The organism is Solwaraspora sp. WMMD792 (genome assembly GCF_029626105.1).
Lineage (GTDB): Bacteria > Actinomycetota > Actinomycetes > Mycobacteriales > Micromonosporaceae > Micromonospora_E.
Window position 1 is genome coordinate 1 of the sequence record NZ_JARUBH010000006.1, and the last position, 15472, is coordinate 15472.

Here is a 15472-nt window from a genome sequence, read left to right on the forward strand (position 1 = left end):
GTCCCTCGGGGCCGGCCGGCGCGTCTGGGTCGACGTGGTCGTACTGCAGACGCTTGCGTGCGTCCTTCGCGCGGCCGCTCTTGGGGTTAAGTGGCCCGCTGTGGCAGAAGCGGCAGCAGCCGCCGTCGCGGCCGTACACCAGTGCCTTCAGCCTGCTGTCGCGCAAATCAGCCTTCTGCGCGCGGTTGCGGTTGTACTCCTTGCGCGACGGGTTCCGCTTTGAGAACGCATGGACGCGGTAGGCGTAGCCGTCGATCCACACGCCGTCGCCGAGGCACTCGCACTCATCACCACGCCGGTGGAGCAAGGGCGGCCGGTCCAGCACCGCCGTCGCCAGCAGCGCCAGGACCTTGGGCCGGCCCCGGCACTGAGTCAACGCGGCCTGCTCGGTGAGGTAGCCGTCCGCGAGCACGCCGGCGGTCGTGCTCTTGCATCGGACGTACGCGGACTGCAGCCGGTCCGCCATGTCGACGTTCCCTGCGCTGAGCACATCCCACACCGGCCAGTTCGGGAAGGCGTCGTCTTCGAGCCAGTAGGGCATTACCGCCCCCCGTAGATGATCATCAACGTCTATGGATTCCTGTGGATGCGATGCGGCCCGGCCCGCCGTTTCGGCAGGCCGGGCCACGGAGAACAGCAGCTGGGCAAGGGCGATGGACTCAGTCGGGCGGCGGGTCGTCGGCAGACGCCTCGGCCAGTTGCCGCCGCCAGCCCTCGGCCACGGCGAGCAGCAGGAACGGCCCGCCAAGTTGCCCGCCGCACCTGTCGAGGATCTGCTGGCATAGCCGGATAAGGGCGGTCCGCTGCTCAGTCAGGCGGGCGACCTGCGCGCGCAGCGCCTCCACCTCGTTGGCGGCGGCCGCCGTGCCGGGCATCACCGGCACCGGCACGCCGACCCGGCGGAGCGCCTGAACGGCGTCGCAGGCGAGGCGGCCGAGCTCGGCCCGGACCGCCGCCTCCACATCCTGCTGACTCGTCACTCAGCCCACTCCCGTCTCGATGTCGTCCAGTCGCACCGGCTGCGCGCCGGCGCAGGCCTCGCACAGCGAGCCCGGCTCGCCGACGTGCGGCCGGTAGCAGCCCGCGCAGGACACCAGTTCGTCCAGCACCGGCGGCCGGGCCGGCCGAGGCCCGGCGGTCGCCTGCGGTGGGTCCGGGACCGGTTCGCCGGCGAGCGCCCGCCGCACCAGCGCGGCACCACGGTGGGCACGCTCGGCGGCCTCGGCCGGTGTCCGGGCCCGCCGGGCGGCCAAGTCCTGCTGCACACGCCGGAGGTCGCGGTTACGCACCGCCGCCTCCGGTCAGGTGGTAGCGGCCGTGCCAGGAGTACCGGCCCTTGCTGATGAGCTGCGGATCGACCGGTGCTGGCTTGCCAGCCTTGGTGGTCGGCACGACGAGGAGGCCGATCAGCCCTAGGTGGTCGCGGACCCTGATGAGGTGGTCCCACGTGCTGTGCACCCAGACCTCAGTCCCCAGCTCCTGTCGCGCGGGCTTGGTCGGGTCACCCATCGGTCACCTGCGTCAGCAGGATCTGCGCGACCCGGGCAGCGCGGTCACACGCCGTCGCCCAGCGCCACGCGTGGCCGGTGACGGTGTGCTCGTCGCCGGACGGAGTGATCACCGTGGCGTGCCACCGCCAGCGCCGGCCGAGCCAACCCGCGCGCTCGACGCCCGTCGACGCCACGGCGGCCGCCGGCGACGCTGGCGCCGGTTCGGCGACGGCCGGCCGGGCCACCGGCTTGACGGGGGCGGGCCGGACCGGTGCCGGCGTCCGGAGGGCGGGCCGCCGGGCCTGGCCGAGTGACCTGCGGACGTCGTCCGGGTAGACGGCCTGACCCGGCCGGGCAGCCATCGCGGCCCGGTACGCCGTCTCGAACTCGTCATCCTCAATCGGCATCTCGTTCTCCCAAGATCGCGGCGTCCCGAGCCGCCGCAGCGGCGGCGAGGACCGGGGACACCGGGGTGGTTGGCAGGGTGATCGGGTGGTGCGCGTCGCCCGGCTCGCCGAGCAGCCCGCACACGACACAGACCCGGCGGCCACGGTGGTCCGCCGGCAGATCTCGTGTGGCCTGGTGGAGGTGCGGCGGTACCCGCGACCGGGCCGGGGTGCGGCGGGTCACCGGGATGCCTCCTCGATGACGCCGGCCGGGTCGACGAGCGTTGGTCCGTCGTGGCCGGCGTCGCGGCCGCCACGCACCCGCACCGGGTCGGGGAGCACCGAGGCGGCCGCCGCCTGTTCCTGGCGGCGGGCCTCGGCCCGCCGGCGCCGCCAGCACAGCGATCCGACCCGACGCGCCCGCGCTTTGGGGTCGGTGAGCGGCGTCGCGCAGTCCAGGCACAGCACCGGAGGCAGGTCCGGCCGGGCCGGCGGGCGCGCGGTCACGCCAGTCCCTGGGCTCTGAGCCGCAGCATCCGGTCCGCCTCGGCCGTCAGCAGGGCGGCGGCACGCACGAGGTCGGCGACGCGGTCACCGTGCTCCGGATAGCCATCGACGTACGGCCAGTCGAGCCAGGTCGACTCCGGATCGGCCCACCAGCACGCCATCTGCCACAGCTGGCCGGACGTGCGCTGGTCATCGTGGACGGCGTCGTACCGCTTGCGTTCGATCTGCCGGAGCCGTTCCTCCGCGACGCGCAGCAGGGCCGGCGACTGGCAGGACCGGGGCGCGGCCTCCGGCACCATCCGGGCCCGCAGCACATCGCGGACCCGACCAGCGGCGGCGACCGCCCGCGACCAGCGGCTCTCACCCGCTGCTGCGGCGTCCGCCGACTCGATCGCGGCCGCCAGGTCGACCAGCAACTCCGGTGACTCGAGCGCCGTCCGGGTCTCCGGCGGCACCCGCCACAGCGCCGGCTGGGTCTGCCCGGTCACTGGCTGACTCCCCGAACCGGTGAGGCGGCCATCCGGCGCAGCGTGTCGACGATCCAGTCGACTTCCTCCACCGGGCCGCCCGGCGGCCGCGACTGGTCGACCACGCCGGCCGACCCGATGTGTCCGCACCACTGGCTGTACTGGTGGCTCATCGCCCGCAGACGCGGCAGGTAGATCAGCCGCGTCCCCGGCCGGGGTGGCTGGACTCCGGCGTCCCGCAGGTCCCAGTCCAGGGCGGAGACCTCCCACTCCGACCAGGCCACGACCCGCCGACCGGTCACCCAGGCCGCCACGCCCGGCGCGGCGGCCTCGACGAGCCGGCCGCCGGCCGGCAGGTCCCGCTTGCGTTTCGGCCGCCGGTCCGGGATCAACGTGATGTGCAGCCGGTCCACCGCCGGATCGGCGAGCGACACGACGACGAGTTCGGCGACGGCGGTCCGCTTCACCGTCTGCCCCGGCCCGGCGGGGGCCAGGTCGATCGACCGGGTCGCCACCACCATGGCGGTCGGGTCAGCGAGTGCCTCGGCGGCCCAGGCGGAGGCCTCGGACCGCTGCTGGGCGCGCCAGGCGCGGACTTGGTCGTAGCGGTCCTCGGCGTCGCAGGCCGGGCACCGGTGCGCGCCACGGCCGTTCGACGGCAGCGGCCCGCCGGCGTCCCACCCGCACACCTCGCAGTGCCGGGGGTAGACGCGGCTGGCCTCGGCCGCCGCCCGCTGCCGGGCGGTCAGCGGCCGCATCGCCACGGTGTCGGCGACCGTGAACAGGTGCGTGGTGTCCTTGCCGCGGCTGTAGCGGAGGATGCCGGCCGGGGCCTGGTCGGGTGCGGGCTTGCGGCGCATCCGGCGCAGCATCGTCACCGTGGCCAGGCCGTCCGGGATCTCCCGCACGCCGTACACCGGCAGGTTGGCCGTCATCGGCTCACCTCTGTCTGTGTCTGGGGTGATGGCCAGCAGTGCGGGCACCAGGCCGCGCGGTAGCGCTCGGCGACCACGGCGGCCGCGAGCACCTGGCCCTGCTCCCGCTCGGCGGAGCTGACGAACCGGCCGCACACCGTCCGGCGCTGCTTGTCGTCGGTCGTCGGCCGGATCTTGTGGGCGGTGACACCGGCACGGGCGACCGCGATCCACACCTGTGCGCGTGCGCCGGCCGCGCCGGCGAGCTCCGCCGGTGGGGCCGGGGCCCGGGTGGCCGCACGGCGCGGCCACCCGGGCGTACCGGCGGTCACCACGACCCGCCCCGGGCCGTCGACCTGGCCACGTGCTGCGCGAACCACGGATTGACGCCTGCTGTGGCTGGGTTCGCGGCGGCCCACTGGCCGGTGCCGTCGTCCGGCGGCTCCGCCCGGCGCCGGCCCGTGTCCACGACGGGCACCGGAGCCGAGCGGTACACCCCGCCAGCGGGCGCCGTACGTCCGGTCACGGGCTCCGGCCAGCGTTCGCCGTCGACCGGCTCCGGCCACGGCAGGGCTGAGGCGGGCAGGTCCTGCGTCAGCTCGACGCGCAGCGCCGACAACTCCCCGGTGTGCATGTCCCAGCCCTCGTGCCGGTCCTCGGCGGCGGCGGTGCTGAGGAGGCCCCGGCGCACGGCGGCCGCGAGCGCGGCGACCACCAGGCAGGCTGCCGCGACGATCAGCAGAATCATTGCTGCTGTCCTCTCTGCTCGGTCTGGTCGTGGGCGGTGGTGCTGGGGCGGGCGAGGTCCAGGGCGTCGCGGACGTCGCGGGTCAGGCCCGCCACGCGGGCGGCACGGGCCCAGGGGTCGCCCCGGCCCGCACCGGCCACGGTGACCGCGATCAGCGCCACCACCGCGCCGATCACCGCGCTGACCGGTACCGACACCGCCACGGTGATCGCGACGACCGCCCAGGTCGACAGGTCGTGATGGCGCGGCCGGACGGCGAGGGCGGCGGTCACGGACGCCCAGTGCTCGTTCAGGCGGCGGGTCCGCCGGCGGCGCACCACCACGGCGGCCCGGAGCGCGCCCGCGAACAGCAGCAGCGCGGCCGCCAGCCACAGCGGGTGGATCGGCGCCGTCCACCATCCGGACCCGGCCCAGAAATGCGAGGCGAACACCTTCATCGGCGCGCACCTCCCGCCGGCTGGTGCTCGTCGAGCAGCGCGGCCAGGCGGTCGTGCCACGCCCGGTCGGCAGCGGCCCGCCGCGCCTGCCGGGCCGCCACCCGGGCCGCCCGATCAGCCCGCCGGGCGGCGGCCGCACGGCGTGCCCGACCGGCCAGCACCCGCACCGCGTGCCCGCCAGCGACGATCAGCGCCATGATCAGCAGCCCGCCGGCCTCGGGCAGCGCGGCTGCGATCCCCGTGGTCACCGGCGATCACCGCCCAGGGCGGTCCGGATCGCGCCGAGCACCAGGCCGGCCGTGTCCGGGGTCTCCCACATGCCCCACAGGGCTTGGCGGAGGCAGGCCGGGAGCAGTCCGCGGCTGCCCAGGCTGCAGGCCAGGGACAGAAGGTGGTGCTGGGCGTCGGTGATGTCGTCGCCCAGGGCGTCATCCAGTGCGGCCAGGTGCAGGGCGTTCCATCCGACGACGCCGGGTGAGGTGATGCGTCGGGTCACGGCCGGGTGGTCGAGCAGGCCGGCGCCGGCCAGCAGTTCGACGGCGGCGGCCTCGCACGGGTCGGTTGCCTCGGCCAGCAGCGCGGCGGTGACGTCGGCCGGCTGGCCCGGTGCCGGGGTGGCCGGGGGGCGTGGCGGGTCCTGCGCCAGCGGTGCCGGGCCGGCGGCCCGGCCGGCGGCGTGCGCCCGCGCCAGGAGGCCGATCACGACCTGCACGGTCGCGGTCTCCCAGCTGGCCAGCCAGGCGAGCACCCGGTGGTCCAGGTCGCCCAGCTCGACGCCGGCGTCGACGGCGGCGGCGATCAGGGCTGCCCGGCGCGTGCCCTCGGCCGTGCCGTCACCGGGCCGGATGCGGCCGGTGGTGTGCAGTTCGGCCAGTTGCCGGGGCAGTGGCGCGGCCAACGCCTCGTCCTCGCTGTTGTACGGTCCGATCTTGGCGGTCACAGGTCACCCCCGGTCGGCTGTGCCGGCACCACCACGGCGGCGGTTCCCCGCGCAGGCGGGGCCGGCTGGTCGGCGGGGTCGGCGTCGTTGTAGACGTACATCTCGATCGACAGCGGCGCGGACGACCCGCCGAGGTCATCGGCCGGACCGCCGCCGGTCAGCAGCTCGGCGACCAGGCGCTCACCGACCGGGACCACGTCGGAGCCGAGCTCGGCGGCGAACGCCTGCAGACCGGCGAGGTTGGCGGCGCGGCCGGTCACCTGCAGCCGGTCGACCGGCAGGATCGACGGGTCCCGCTCGGCGGCCGCGACCAGGGCGCGCAGCCCGTCCAGCATCAGCTGACGGCGGGTCCGCACACGCAGCGCCTCGGCAGCGGCGGCCACCGTCTCCTCGTCGACCAGCGGCACCAGGTCGTCGGCGTGGTGCTCGGCGTACTCCGGGCCGGCCAGGAGCACCCCGACCAGTCCGGCGGCGCCAACCTCGACGGCGCGGACCTCGACACCGGGCACGTCGTCCCGGCCGGTCGCCACCCACATCCCCGGCCGCAGCTCGGTGGCACGCACCGACGGAATCGCGTCGTCTGGGGCCCGGCCGGCGTCGACGGCGGTGACGTTCGCAGCTGCGAGCACCGCCAGGCGCGGCCACGCGCCGGCCGGCACGTCGGCCAGGTCAACTCCCTCGGCGGAGATCTCGCCGCACCGCACCCGCTCCGGAGCGCCGACCAGCCCGGTGTCCAGCCCGCCGGTCCGGGCCTGTTCCGTCACCACGTCCTCGTGCCCGGCGCAAACCCAGATGGTGCCCGCGTACGTCCGTGGGCCGGTCCAGCGCAGCGGGTGTGGCTGCGTCGCCACACCGGCCACCGCCGGCCGGCCGCACCGCTGGACGACGTCGACGGCGACGTCAGCGGCCGGGGACACCGGCACGTCCTCCGGCGAGTCGGCGGTGGTGGCGCCGGCGATGTGCTCGTCCAGCAGCGCCAGCGCCGGAGCCATGCTGTCGAATCCGTCCACGGCCAGCCCGCAGAGGCACCTGGCGCCGCAGCCGGCCGGGCCGGACCAGCCGCCCGCCACCCCGTGCCCGCCGGCGTCACCGGCCGGGTCGGGGTCGGGGGTCGGGTCGACCGGTGCGGTCTCCGGACCGGGGCCGGTGCCCGCCGCCGCCCGCTGCAGCGCCTGGTGCTCCGGTCCGCCGTCGGGGGTGAGCACCGAGTCGGCGGCGACCCGCCAGATCTCGCCGCACACCGCCGCCGTCGGGATGATCGGCGCGAACACATCGACCACGAGGCCGGCGGCGCGCAGGCCGGCGGTGGCCTGGTCGACGTGCGCATCGCACGTCGAGACGGTGCCGGCGTACGCCCCGGTCCGGATCACACCCGGGCGGATCGGGGTCGGCTGGCCGGAGTCGTCGTTGGTGGTGGCCACCACGGTGTTGACGGCCGGCTGGCCGCAGATGTCGGACCTGGTCGGTACGGTGTCCGGTTGGTTTTCGGTACTCTCGTGTTCCACGTCGACCTCTCACGTCGATGGTTGGGATGGGTGGCCCTTGCCGATGTCGCGGCGAGGGCCGCTGCCGTTTGTGGATGGGGTGCGTGCGCCGGCCCTCCCCGGCACGGCGCACGCACCCGACGACGCCCGGACCGCCGTGGGGAAGACCGGCGGACCGGGGCGGTGGCGGCGAACAGCACCAGGGCGCCGGCGGCGGCCAGGGCGGCCGGGTCGACCAGCCCGCGCGTCAGCAGCTCGGCGCCGCCGACCGCGACCAGGCCGACCAGCGCGCCCAGCACGAGGGCCACGCCGAGCAGCAGGCGCAGCGCACGAAGTGCTCCCCGGCCGGCCGGTCGTAGCGACCGCTGGAGTCGGCCCGTGGGGACCACTCCAGGTCCCGGCCGGCCGGGGAAGACCGGGGTTACCCGGCCGGCGGCGGCGCCCTCCCAAGCAGCCGCCGCCGGCCGAGCTGGACCAGCCACCAGGAGGGCCGGTCCATCCACCAGGGCGGAACGTGAGACAGCGCCCCTGGTGGCCGTCGACGCGCAGCCGGGCCATCCGCCGCTTCAACGACTCCAGTAGCGGCTCGGCGATCGATTCCTGGACCAGCAGCCGGGAACCGGCGCAGCAGACGTGGCCCTGGTTGAAGAAGATGCCGTTGACGATGCCTTCGACGGCCTGGTCGATCGGGGCGTCGTCGAAGACGATGTTGGCGGCCTTGCCGCCCAGCTCCAGGGTGAGCTTCTTGCGGCTGCCGGCGACCGTACGGGCGATCTGCCGGCCGACGTCGGTGGATCCGGTGAAGGCGACCTTGTCGACGTCGGGGTGGCCGACGACGGCCTGCCCGGTGGCGCCGGCGCCGGTGACGATGTTGACCACACCGGGTGGCAGGTCGGCCTGCTGGCAGATCTCGGCGAACAGCAGCGCGGTCAGCGGGGTCGTCTCGGCCGGTTTGAGCACCACGGTGTTGCCGGCGGCCAGCGCCGGGGCGATCTTCCAGGCCAGCATCAGCAGCGGGAAGTTCCACGGGATGACCTGGCCGGCGACGCCGAGCGGGCGCGGGTCCGGGCCGAAACCGGCGTACGGCAGCTTGTCGGCCCAGCCGGCGTAGTAGAAGAAGTGCGCCGACGCCAGCGGCAGGTCGACGTCACGGGACTCGCGGATCGGTTTGCCGTTGTCCAGCGACTCGAGCACGGCCAGCTCGCGGCTGCGTTCGGCGAGCGCCCGGGCGATCCGGAACAGGTACTTGGCCCGGTCGCGGCCGGGCATCGGACCCCAGACCCGCTGGTACGCCGTACGCGCGGCGGCCACCGCCCGGTCGACGTCGCCGGGGCCGGCCTCGGCGACCTCGGCGAGGACCTCCTCGGTGGCCGGGTTGACGGTCTTGCGGGCCCCGCCGTCGGTCGGGTCGACGAACTCGCCGTCGATGAACAGGCCGTACGAGTCGCGGATGGTGACGACCGAGCGGGACTCGGGTGCCGGTGCGTAGTCGAACACGCTGATCAGTCCAGGGTGACGTAGTCGGGACCGGAGTAGACCCCGGTGTGCAGCTTCGACCGCTGCATCAGCAGGTCGTTGAGCAGGGTGGAAGCGCCGAACCGGAACAGGTCGGGGGTGAGCCACTCGTCGCCGGCGGTCTCGTTGACCAGCACCAGGTACTTGATCGCGTCCTTGGTGGTGCGGATGCCGCCGGCCGGCTTGACGCCGATCCGCCGCCCGGTGGCGGCGTAGAAGTCCCGTACCGCCTCCAGCATGATCAGGGTGACGGGCAGGGTCGCGGCGACCGGCACCTTGCCGGTGGAGGTCTTGATGAAGTCGCCGCCGGCCAGCATCGCCAGCCAGGAGGCGCGGCGCACGTTGTCGTAGGTGGCCAGCTCCCCGGTCTCCAGGATGACCTTGAGATGGGCGTCGCCGCAGGCCTGCTTGACCGCGACGATCTCGGCGTACACCTGCTCGTAGCGGCCGGCGAGGAACGCCCCCCGGTTGATCACCATGTCGATCTCGTCGGCGCCGGCGGCGACTGCCGCCCGGGTGTCGGCCAGCTTCACCTCCAGCGGCGCCTGCCCGGACGGGAAGGCGGTGGCCACGCTGGCCAGGTGCACGCCGGAGCCGGTGAGCGCCTCGGCGGCGGTCGGCACCATCGACGGGTAGACGCAGACCGCGGCGACCGGTGGGCAGTCCGGGTCGGTCGGGTCGGGGCGGCGGGCCTTGGCGCACAACGCGCGTACCTTGCCGGGGGTGTCGGCGCCTTCGAGGGTGGTCAGATCGACCATCCGGACGGCCAGGTCGATCGCCCACGCCTTGGCCGTCGTCTTGATCGACCGGGTGCCGAGCGTCGCGGCCCGCTGCCGCGCGCCGACCTCATCGACGCCGGGCAGCCCGTGCAGGAAGCTACGCAGGGTTGCCGCGTTCCGCCCCACCTCGGCCAGATCGTGGCGCGCGGGTGCCGGGGTGCTCACCGCTGCCATGCCGCGAGTCCTGTCATGCCCGCGAGTCTACGTCGCCAGCGAGTTCACGATCTTGGCCGTCGGCTGATCGGACGAGCAGACTTAACGGCGCTGTTGGCCTACCGTTACATCATGTTGGCCCCGGTGACCCACCGTGCCTGACGTGCGAGCAGTGCACTTCACCGACACGTACCTGCCCCGCCGCGACGGGGTGGTCACCTCGCTGCGGACTCTCGCGGCGGCGTCGGCCGCCGCCGGGCATCCCGGCCTGATCGTGGTGCCCCGGCACCCGGACCAGCCGACCGAGGCGGACGTGCTGCGGCTACGTGCGCTGCCCTGCGGAGTCGCCGACCTGCGGTTGTCGCCGTGGCTGCTGCGCGGCGCCGCCGCCACCGGCACCATCGCCGAGATCGCCGCCCACGCCCCGGACGTGGTGCACGTGCACACCCCCGGACCGGTCGGGCTGCTCGGCGTCCTCACCGCCCGCCGGCTCGGTCTGCCGCTGGTCCAGACCTACCACACCGACCTGCACGCGTACGCCGACGCGTACCGGGTGCCGGCCCGTGCGCTCAGCGCCGGCGTCCGGCTGTACGCCCGCCGGCTCGGCGTACCCCGCCCGGCGGCGGCACCGGCCGGCCACGCCCGTGACCACCGGCCGATGGCCAGCGGCGCCGTCGCCCGCCGCCGGGCCGCCATGGACGCCACCAACACCCTGCTGCTCGGCGGCGCCGACGCGGTGGTGGTGCCGACCCGGGCGGTGCTGGACCGAATCCACCTGCCGGTGCCCGCCGACCGGGTGCACCTGGTGCCGACCGGGGTCGCGGCCCGCCGCACCACCGCCGACGAGATCAACGCCTTCCGGTACGGCCACGGCATCACGCCCAGCGACCGGGTGGTCCTCTACGTGGGTCGGATCAACCGGGAGAAGGGCATCGACCTGCTGATCACCGCGTTCGAGCGGGTGCTGGTCGGCTGCCCGACCGCCCGGCTGGTGCTGGTCGGTGCCCTGTACGAGCCGCGCTGGCTGGCCGCGCTGCTGCGCACCATCGACCCTCGGGTGGCTGCCCGGATCACCCTCACCGGCCAGCAGGGTCCGGAGGTGGTGGCTGCGGCGTACGGGGCCGCCGAGGTGTTCGCGTTCGCCTCGCAGACCGACACCCAGGCATTGGTCCTGCAGGAAGCCGGCCTGGCCGGGGTGCCGGTGGTACTTGTCGACCGGGCGTTGCACGCGCACGGCGCGCTTGCCGGCGCCGCACTGCGCACCGAGCCGCAGCCGGGTGCGCTGGCCGGCGGGGTGCTGCGGCTGCTGCTCGACCCGGACACGGCCCGCCGGCAGGCGGCCGCGGCGGCGGCCCGCTGCGCCGAACACACCCCGGCCCGCTACGCCGAGGCGATCCGTGAGGTGTATGCGTCGGCCGCCGGGCTGGCGAGTAGGTTCAACGACCGTGGACGTACTCGTCGTTGATCAGTCGTCAACCATGACTGAGGGGCACCTAACTGGATGATCATCCGGTCGGACAGACGTATGACCCTCGCGTCCTGCTGGCTGGGATCCCGGCCGATCACCCGAGGTCAATGCCGTAGCGATCCACTTACGGTGAGATCTTCAAACGGGGACTCCACTGCCGGAGGCGCATCACCGATGATGCTCGAACGACTGTCCACACCGATTATCGCCGCCGCCGCGCTCGCGGCTGGCGTCGCGGCACACGCCGCGATCTCCCGCACCCGCAGCCGCGCCGTGGCACGCGCGTACGCGGATGGGTTCATGGACCGGCACCGCCTTGACCGGCACCGCCTTGGCCGGCCCGTCGTCCGATCTGGAGACTGAGCCGGGGCGGGGGGCGGGGGTGGGGCTGAACCCCTCATCGAGGACCCCCCCCCCCCCCGGCTCAATGTCAACTTTAGATCACTAGCAGTTACGTTGGGCCGGTGTGTGCAGGAGCTGCACCACAGTGCCGGGCGAGCGCCGCTGCGGCGGCCCGACCAGTGGAGAACGGGCCGAGCCGGTCTGACTCGTCCAGCCGTGCGGCTGTCCACCCGCCGAGCAGCCGCCCCGGCTCCGACCACAGGTACCCGAGCAGCACGCCGTCGCACGCCGCCACCCACCTGGTGGCCCGTTGGTCGACGGGCGCGTACCGCAGCCCTGGATGGGACATCACGGTGTCCAGCGCGGCAGCCGCCAGCATCTCAGCCTCGGCCTCGTCGACCGCCGTAGCGGCCGCGGTCAGCTTTTCCAACGCCTGGACCCGGTCCATGATGGTCACCTCTCGCCCCGTATCGGCAGATCGTCGTACACGTACGTCACCCGGCGGGCATCCGACACCACCTGCAACGCCTCCAGCGGCCGGCCGGTGACGTCTCGCGTCGTGCGCCACAGCTCAAGCACCCAGCCCACCGCCGCCAAGCCCAGGTCCGATTGCTCGGCCAACGCAGCAGGCCGCGCCGACAGCTCCTCGCTCGCGGTCGCCGGCCGCATGCCGGCAGCGGCCAACGCGGCGTACACGCCGCCGACCACCTTGCCCTGCCCGGCGAGCGCCGTGCCCGCCACCAGGTCACGCGGCATCCACGACTCATGCAGCTGGACGACACGGCCGTCCATCAAGTGGCGACGGCGGCGCAGCACCATTGAGGCGCCGGCAGGCAGAGCCAGCCGCGCGGCTACGCCGGGTGGTGCAGGTATGGCCTCCTCGACCGATACGACTTCCACCGACCCGTCGATGCCCTGGTCGGCGCAGGCGGTCTCCCACGGGCCGAGGTTCGCCCGAGTGCGGGCGGGGTCGGCGACGGCTGCGTACCGCGCCAGCGCCAGCCGCACCGGTGGCGCCGCGACTCGCGTTCCTGCGGCCCGGGCCGACTCGAGTACGCCGGCGGCGCGCAGTTCGGCCAGTGCCCGACGCACCGTCTCCCGTGACACGCCGTACCGCTCTGCCAGGGCGTGCTCGGTCGGGATCTGGGCGCCGGGCGCGTACTCGCCCGCCGCGATCGCCTCGCGGAGGTCCGCTGCGATCTCCCGATAGCCCGCCATGTGGCCCAGTTTAGGCGTACGCAAAGCCTTGACGTCGCGTCGTTACTGCGGTCACACTCAGTCCAACGCTTTGCGTACGCAAAGATGGGCGGGCCGCTCAGCCGCCCAGCCGGCCCGGTCCTGATCGGCATCCAGCGCGCGGATCCGCGGGGCCGGGCCACCCCGGATCGGCGGCGGTCCGGCCGGGTTCCCCCGTGCTCGCCGGGCCGCCGCCCCGCTGACTCGAGGAGCGCGAAGATGATCGGGAAGTGGTTCCTCCGCGACGCAGGCGTGGTCGACGTCGTCCGTCCGGTGCCCGGCCGCCGCCGGTGGGTCGACCAGCCCGCCCGGCCGACCGACACCCGGCCTGCGACCCGCACCGACCGTGCCGACCAGCGCGGCGGCAACGGCGGCCGCACCATCCTGCCGTGACCGGCACGTCCAGACCGGCCGCCCCGGCCGTCGAGCCGGCACACACCCCGCACCGGCCGACGTGGGACTGCGTCGTGTGCCCGGACGGTACGCCCTGGCCGTGTTCGCCGGCCCGCGTCCAGCTGGCGGAGGCGTACGCCAGCGAACCGCTCGCGCTGTCGGTCGACATCGGCGAGATGCTGACCGTCGCGGCTCGCGAGGCGGGTATCACCGACCCTGCCGAGCTGCACGAGCGGTTCGTGGCGTGGACCTGGATCGACGGGAGTCCAACGCGGTGACCGCGATGGACGACGGGCCGATCACCGATCAGGACATCGACGACGCGGCGGCCGGCGCCGTGCACGCACACGCCGCCGGCCACCGCTGTCACACCGACTGCCCCGGCACCGAGGACTGCCCGCAGCTGGTGTGGGCCCGTACCCGCCGGGCCATCGCCAAGTACCGCCTGGTGCGGCGATCCATATGACCGGGCCGATGGACGACGCCACGGCGGCGCGAATACTGGCCATCCACCACGGCCCGCCACCACCGGTCTGGCCACGATGCCCGGAGTGCGAGCCCGAGGGGTGCCCCGACCTGATCCGCGCGGTGCAGTGGCGCGCGGACCGACGGGATGAGCTGGACGATGCCGGCGTGGCCGACCATCCGCTGCTGTCGTGGCGGTGGCCACGCCGGACCACCCTGCTCTCAAGGCCATGGCGGTGCACCGTGCCGTCACGGCCGTGATCGTCGTCCGGGTCTACGGTCGGAGCGGGCAGCTGCTCTGCCTGGACGTGACCGCCGCCGCGCCGGGGGTGTGGCTGCGCGCCCAGACCGGTGAGCCGTGGTGGCCGGCGCGCTGGCGTGTCGTGGTGGAGTGGGCCTAGCCACGAGCATGCGGCGGTGCACCCGAGTCTCATCCCCGTAACGGTGGGTGTCGCCTGCCCGACGGTCCGATGGCGTGCTGCGGCCGCCGCTGGCACCGTGATCGCGCCCGCCCGTACCCCGACGGCCCCGCCCCGGCCGGCGACGGCGGGGCCCCACGAGAACCGAGGAGACGACGTGCGTAACAGAATGTTGGTGGCCGCGATCGTGGCGGCCGCCGTCACCGCTCTGGGCTGCGGTGCCGGCTCTGACGAGGACGCGGCCACGCCGGCCCCGACGTCGGCACCGGCGGACGACAGCCTTGCCTCCGCCGCTGCGGCCGCCGGGATCCCGCCTACCCCATCGCCTGAAGATTGGGCTGCCTACATCAGCGCGCTGAAGGACATCAACCCGGACATCGTCGGAGACAAGGACGAGAAGACGATCATCGACCGTGGCCGGAGCCAGTGCCAGTCAATCGGCAACGGCGAGGCAGACGAGGCAAAGCTCGTCCAGCTCACGAACTTGCGATTTTCGGCGCCGGGGTATCCGGACGGGTTCGGGGAGGAGACCGCCACCCAGATCCTGGCTGTGGTGCGGCAGTACATCTGTCCAGACTTCTGAGACATGGCGGAGCGGCCCCGCACCGGACTCGGTGCGGGGCCGCTGCTGTGTACGGAGGTCAGCGTCCAGGCGGGACCTCGTGTCGGGGTGCGGACGCCAGCCACGGCGCGTACCGCCGCATCCAGGCGTCGACGCCGGGGATGGCCATGACTCGGGTGATGGCGCCGGTGACCGCGACGACGCCGGCGACGGCCGGCACGGTGTCGATTCCGGCCTCGGTCGCGGCGAGCGGGATCAGCGGCAGCGCGGCGATCGCCGCGGCGACGGCCGTCCGGAGGGTGGCCCGCCACGGGTGGCGGGACTGGGTGGTGACAGGACTGGCCATGGTCATCGCTCCTCGTCGGTCGCGTCGACGGCCGCGCGGACAAGGCAGTCCTTCGCCTCGACCGCCCGGCGAATCGCGGTGGTCAGCTCCGGACCGTCCGGGAGGTCCGCGACGAGGTCGAGCACCGCGCTGCCGATGCGGGCAGATACGGCGGCCAGCGGTGGCGGCAGGTGCGACCAGGCAAGGTGCCGGGCGATCTGGACGGTCGACCGGTGTCGGCCGGTCAGCGCGGCCTCGATGCCGGCGCGGGTGCCGGCCGCCGCCTGCAGCGGATCGGCTGGATCGGTCGGGGTCTGTGGCACGAGGGTCTCCTATCTTTCACCGGCTCTATGCCGGCGATGGGCGGGCAAGGTGCAACTGTGCGGTCAGGTCCTCGACCTGGCCGCGCAGCTGCAGGATCGTGGCGTCGCGGGCGGCCAGG

At 74.3% G+C, this 15472-nt stretch carries 26 protein-coding genes and 1 pseudogene; 6 read left to right on the forward strand and 21 right to left on the reverse strand.

The window, feature by feature from the left end; genetic code table 11:
* The 17 genes and pseudogenes from O7629_RS00875 to deoC form a co-directional block, all read right to left on the reverse strand.
* On the reverse strand, positions 1–541 hold a 541-nt coding region (locus tag O7629_RS00875), incomplete at its 3' end, for a hypothetical protein (protein ID WP_278167020.1).
* 118 nt (positions 542–659) lie between these two features.
* Positions 660–980, reverse strand: coding sequence for a hypothetical protein (locus tag O7629_RS00880; protein ID WP_278166988.1), 321 nt, complete (start codon positions 978–980; stop codon positions 660–662).
* Entirely contained in the window at positions 981–1289 is a 309-nt protein-coding gene (locus tag O7629_RS00885; protein WP_278166987.1) for a hypothetical protein, read from the reverse strand.
* Positions 1282–1509: a hypothetical protein gene (locus O7629_RS00890; RefSeq protein ID WP_278166986.1), complete on the reverse strand. Its 228-nt coding sequence runs from the start codon at positions 1507–1509 to the stop codon at positions 1282–1284. The genes O7629_RS00885 and O7629_RS00890 overlap by 8 nt, the downstream gene beginning before the upstream one ends.
* On the reverse strand, positions 1502–1897 hold the full coding sequence (locus tag O7629_RS00895) for a hypothetical protein (RefSeq protein WP_278166985.1): 396 nt from the start codon (positions 1895–1897) through the stop codon (positions 1502–1504). The genes O7629_RS00890 and O7629_RS00895 overlap by 8 nt, the downstream gene beginning before the upstream one ends.
* Positions 1887–2120, reverse strand: coding sequence for a hypothetical protein (locus O7629_RS00900; RefSeq protein ID WP_278166984.1), 234 nt, complete (start codon positions 2118–2120; stop codon positions 1887–1889). The genes O7629_RS00895 and O7629_RS00900 overlap by 11 nt, the downstream gene beginning before the upstream one ends.
* The gene (locus O7629_RS00905; RefSeq protein ID WP_278166983.1) at positions 2117–2383 is read right to left on the reverse strand and encodes a DUF6011 domain-containing protein; all 267 of its coding nucleotides are present in this window, start codon (positions 2381–2383) and stop codon (positions 2117–2119) included. The genes O7629_RS00900 and O7629_RS00905 overlap by 4 nt, the downstream gene beginning before the upstream one ends.
* Positions 2380–2871 carry a hypothetical protein gene (locus tag O7629_RS00910; RefSeq protein ID WP_278166982.1) on the reverse strand — a complete coding sequence of 164 codons (492 nt, stop codon included), beginning with the start codon at positions 2869–2871 and terminating at the stop codon, positions 2380–2382. Before O7629_RS00910 ends, O7629_RS00905 begins: the two co-directional genes overlap by 4 nt.
* The gene (locus tag O7629_RS00915) at positions 2868–3785 is read right to left on the reverse strand and encodes a hypothetical protein (protein ID WP_278166981.1); all 918 of its coding nucleotides are present in this window, start codon (positions 3783–3785) and stop codon (positions 2868–2870) included. The genes O7629_RS00910 and O7629_RS00915 overlap by 4 nt, the downstream gene beginning before the upstream one ends.
* On the reverse strand, positions 3782–4096 hold the full coding sequence (locus tag O7629_RS00920; protein ID WP_278166980.1) for a hypothetical protein: 315 nt from the start codon (positions 4094–4096) through the stop codon (positions 3782–3784). Before O7629_RS00920 ends, O7629_RS00915 begins: the two co-directional genes overlap by 4 nt.
* Positions 4093–4512, reverse strand: a complete 420-nt coding sequence (locus O7629_RS00925; RefSeq protein ID WP_278166979.1) for a hypothetical protein — start codon at positions 4510–4512, stop codon at positions 4093–4095. Before O7629_RS00925 ends, O7629_RS00920 begins: the two co-directional genes overlap by 4 nt.
* Positions 4509–4949, reverse strand: coding sequence for a hypothetical protein (locus O7629_RS00930; RefSeq protein WP_278166978.1), 441 nt, complete (start codon positions 4947–4949; stop codon positions 4509–4511). The genes O7629_RS00925 and O7629_RS00930 overlap by 4 nt, the downstream gene beginning before the upstream one ends.
* On the reverse strand, positions 4946–5197 hold the full coding sequence (locus O7629_RS00935) for a hypothetical protein (RefSeq protein WP_278166977.1): 252 nt from the start codon (positions 5195–5197) through the stop codon (positions 4946–4948). The genes O7629_RS00930 and O7629_RS00935 overlap by 4 nt, the downstream gene beginning before the upstream one ends.
* Positions 5194–5889 carry a hypothetical protein gene (locus tag O7629_RS00940; RefSeq protein ID WP_278166976.1) on the reverse strand — a complete coding sequence of 232 codons (696 nt, stop codon included), beginning with the start codon at positions 5887–5889 and terminating at the stop codon, positions 5194–5196. Before O7629_RS00940 ends, O7629_RS00935 begins: the two co-directional genes overlap by 4 nt.
* Positions 5886–7394, reverse strand: coding sequence for a hypothetical protein (locus O7629_RS00945; protein WP_278166975.1), 1509 nt, complete (start codon positions 7392–7394; stop codon positions 5886–5888). Before O7629_RS00945 ends, O7629_RS00940 begins: the two co-directional genes overlap by 4 nt.
* A 519-nt stretch (positions 7395–7913) precedes the next feature.
* Positions 7914–8870, reverse strand: a pseudogene (locus O7629_RS00950) (aldehyde dehydrogenase family protein); the annotation flags it as partial.
* Positions 8871–8875: 5 nt separating this feature from the next.
* Complete coding sequence (gene deoC, locus O7629_RS00955; RefSeq protein WP_278166973.1) at positions 8876–9841, reverse strand: deoxyribose-phosphate aldolase; 966 nt, start codon at positions 9839–9841, stop codon at positions 8876–8878.
* Between the two features lie 142 nt (positions 9842–9983).
* Between deoC and O7629_RS00960 the strand changes: the two genes are divergently transcribed.
* Positions 9984–11285: a glycosyltransferase gene (locus O7629_RS00960; RefSeq protein ID WP_278166972.1), complete on the forward strand. Its 1302-nt coding sequence runs from the start codon at positions 9984–9986 to the stop codon at positions 11283–11285.
* A 454-nt stretch (positions 11286–11739) separates the two neighbouring features.
* Here O7629_RS00960 and O7629_RS00965 read toward each other — a convergent pair whose 3' ends face one another.
* Both O7629_RS00965 and O7629_RS00970 read right to left on the reverse strand, forming a co-directional pair.
* Positions 11740–12078 carry a hypothetical protein gene (locus tag O7629_RS00965; protein WP_278166971.1) on the reverse strand — a complete coding sequence of 113 codons (339 nt, stop codon included), beginning with the start codon at positions 12076–12078 and terminating at the stop codon, positions 11740–11742.
* A 5-nt stretch (positions 12079–12083) separates the two neighbouring features.
* Positions 12084–12848 carry a GntR family transcriptional regulator gene (locus O7629_RS00970; protein WP_278166970.1) on the reverse strand — a complete coding sequence of 255 codons (765 nt, stop codon included), beginning with the start codon at positions 12846–12848 and terminating at the stop codon, positions 12084–12086.
* A gap of 237 nt (positions 12849–13085) precedes the next feature.
* On the opposite strand from O7629_RS00970, the gene O7629_RS00975 reads away from it, so the two are divergent.
* From O7629_RS00975 to O7629_RS00995, 5 genes are all read left to right on the forward strand, one after another.
* Positions 13086–13259 carry a hypothetical protein gene (locus O7629_RS00975; protein WP_278166968.1) on the forward strand — a complete coding sequence of 58 codons (174 nt, stop codon included), beginning with the start codon at positions 13086–13088 and terminating at the stop codon, positions 13257–13259.
* Positions 13256–13537, forward strand: coding sequence for a hypothetical protein (locus tag O7629_RS00980; protein ID WP_278166967.1), 282 nt, complete (start codon positions 13256–13258; stop codon positions 13535–13537). The genes O7629_RS00975 and O7629_RS00980 overlap by 4 nt, the downstream gene beginning before the upstream one ends.
* Positions 13534–13725: a hypothetical protein gene (locus tag O7629_RS00985; protein WP_278166965.1), complete on the forward strand. Its 192-nt coding sequence runs from the start codon at positions 13534–13536 to the stop codon at positions 13723–13725. The genes O7629_RS00980 and O7629_RS00985 overlap by 4 nt, the downstream gene beginning before the upstream one ends.
* Positions 13726–13915: 190 nt before the next feature.
* Positions 13916–14125: a hypothetical protein gene (locus tag O7629_RS00990; RefSeq protein WP_278166964.1), complete on the forward strand. Its 210-nt coding sequence runs from the start codon at positions 13916–13918 to the stop codon at positions 14123–14125.
* A 175-nt stretch (positions 14126–14300) separates the two neighbouring features.
* Positions 14301–14726 carry a hypothetical protein gene (locus tag O7629_RS00995; RefSeq protein ID WP_278166963.1) on the forward strand — a complete coding sequence of 142 codons (426 nt, stop codon included), beginning with the start codon at positions 14301–14303 and terminating at the stop codon, positions 14724–14726.
* A 58-nt stretch (positions 14727–14784) separates the two neighbouring features.
* Here the strand turns inward: O7629_RS00995 and O7629_RS01000 are convergent, their stop codons facing one another.
* Both O7629_RS01000 and O7629_RS01005 read right to left on the reverse strand, forming a co-directional pair.
* Positions 14785–15051, reverse strand: a complete 267-nt coding sequence (locus tag O7629_RS01000; protein WP_278127510.1) for a hypothetical protein — start codon at positions 15049–15051, stop codon at positions 14785–14787.
* Positions 15052–15053: 2 nt separating this feature from the next.
* Positions 15054–15353 (reverse strand): hypothetical protein, encoded by a 300-nt coding sequence (locus O7629_RS01005; RefSeq protein ID WP_278127511.1) that lies wholly within the window; start codon positions 15351–15353, stop codon positions 15054–15056.
* Positions 15354–15472 lie beyond the last annotated feature (119 nt).